Genomic DNA, 1,624 nt, shown 5'->3' with positions numbered 1-1,624 from the left:
GGACAGGGGTAGGGGGAGTGGTGAGGACGCAAAGCAGTCTTCTTTAGCTTAGGAAGGGAAGGGAAGGGGCTCCGTATTCTAAGCTACACTTCAGTTAGAGTTTGATTTAAGTGTTTGATGACCGCATAGTTGCCCGGGGGAAAATCATGGCCAATCGTACCCAAAGTCGTTATACCGATGTCCAAATTGCCACTTGGTTGAGGGGACTGCTGACCATTGCTTGGAGTGATGGGGACTTCAGTGAATCGGAGCAACAAATGATTACTGGCCTCACCCAGGAGATGGGTTTTGGCAATAAAGAAGATGAGGTTTTGTTCAAGACCATTACCCCGGCGGAATTGTTGGAAGGCTTGGGCAACGACAAGGAAACAGCGGAAAATTTCCTGCGTACAGCGGTGTTGGTGGCGATCGCCGACGGCCTTTATTCTCCAGTGGAAGGATGGCTATTACGGGAATTTAGTCAAGCCCTAGGGATAAAAATTGACGCCTTGGAGTCATTGGAACATACCATCTGTGATCCCAACGGCGATCGAACCGAAATGGAGGAACATCCCCATCCCGATTTACTTCACCCCGTCAAGGACTGGCTGGACGCCATGGCCATCCAGGATCCTCGTTTGGCCCATTTCATTTGCCATCTGGTGCCCCCCCAATGTCCCTTCGAGCGGGATGTTAAACTATTTGGGCGCAAAATTGTTCATATTCCCCCCCTGTGCAAACTAAATCCCCTCTACGAACAGTTAATTGGCCTGAGGTTCCGGGCCCTTTCCTACCTGGCCGATGACTGCCAAGAGGACATCACCCCTTATATTTGAATCCTATTTCATTTCTTTTGGTCGAATTGTTGGAAATTTTCGGAATTTTTCCCTTTTGGGCTGATTAATTCCGTCCATTTCCCTCCGACTCGTTGCGCTTAAAAATTAATAACGTTTAAAAGTTAACCATCTCCCCAACCTATGGAAGTGCAATTTCGGGAAGTAAATCCCTTTGACTTTTGGATCTGGCTAGAATTCGAGACCAATCCTGCCCCAGCAGAGCAACAATATGTGGAAGAATTGTTTGCTTCTTGGTTTTACCTAGGCAAACTAGGGGGTTTTAATGCGGAAAATCTTCAAGTACAGGATACGGGCATTGACCTGAGTTATTTGGACTATGACAGTGCTAATCTTCCTAGTTCCATGATGGCCCCCATGCATAATATGGCGGACTTCCAATACCAAGACCACTGGGGCCGTTGTTGGTTTGACTTGGGCACTAGCGACCTCATTGCCCTGGATGTGTTGATCAATGCACTGTACCAGCTTTCCCTCGATTACGTACCCATTCGCCGTTTAATTGTGGGGGGAGTAAATGAAGATTGGCCCGTTGGCGATCGCCAGGATGACCGCTTCGACCAGTTCGAAGATTTTGACCACAATTAGGTTCTCTCTGTCCCCATCACTTTTCCCTATGCATCCATCCCTGTCCCCCGGCGATCGGCAATATTTCCTGGGAGTAAAGTCCGCCTTACTTCTGGTCTGGTTGATGGTTATCCCTGCCCTAATTGGTGGGGCCTTCCATATTCAGTCGGTGCAGGCCCAGGGGTGTCTCTGATACCCATCCCCGAGCCCACGAGACGGCCTCC

At 49.2% G+C, this 1,624-nt stretch carries 3 protein-coding genes; all 3 read left to right on the top strand.

The features are described 5' to 3' along the window. The first annotated feature begins 146 nt into the window (after window positions 1-146). The 3 genes from IQ217_RS18705 (at window position 147) to IQ217_RS18695 (ending at window position 1,593) form a co-directional block, all read left to right on the top strand. Window positions 147-815, top strand: coding sequence for a Mo-dependent nitrogenase C-terminal domain-containing protein (locus IQ217_RS18705; protein ID WP_194021427.1), 669 nt, complete (start codon window positions 147-149; stop codon window positions 813-815). Between the two features lie 141 nt (window positions 816-956). Then, a complete protein-coding gene (locus IQ217_RS18700) occupies window positions 957-1,421 on the top strand; it encodes a DUF3531 family protein (RefSeq protein WP_190596275.1) in 465 nt (154 codons plus the stop codon). 28 nt (window positions 1,422-1,449) lie between these two features. Next, window positions 1,450-1,593 (top strand): hypothetical protein, encoded by a 144-nt coding sequence (locus IQ217_RS18695; protein WP_194021428.1) that lies wholly within the window; start codon window positions 1,450-1,452, stop codon window positions 1,591-1,593. Window positions 1,594-1,624: the final 31 nt, after the last annotated feature.

The sequence above is a fragment of the Synechocystis salina LEGE 00031 genome (assembly GCF_015207985.1).
In the GTDB taxonomy this organism is placed as follows: domain Bacteria; phylum Cyanobacteriota; class Cyanobacteriia; order Cyanobacteriales; family Microcystaceae; genus Synechocystis; species Synechocystis salina.
Note: the sequence above shows the minus strand (reverse complement) of the source record. Positions and strands in the feature narration are given on the sequence as shown.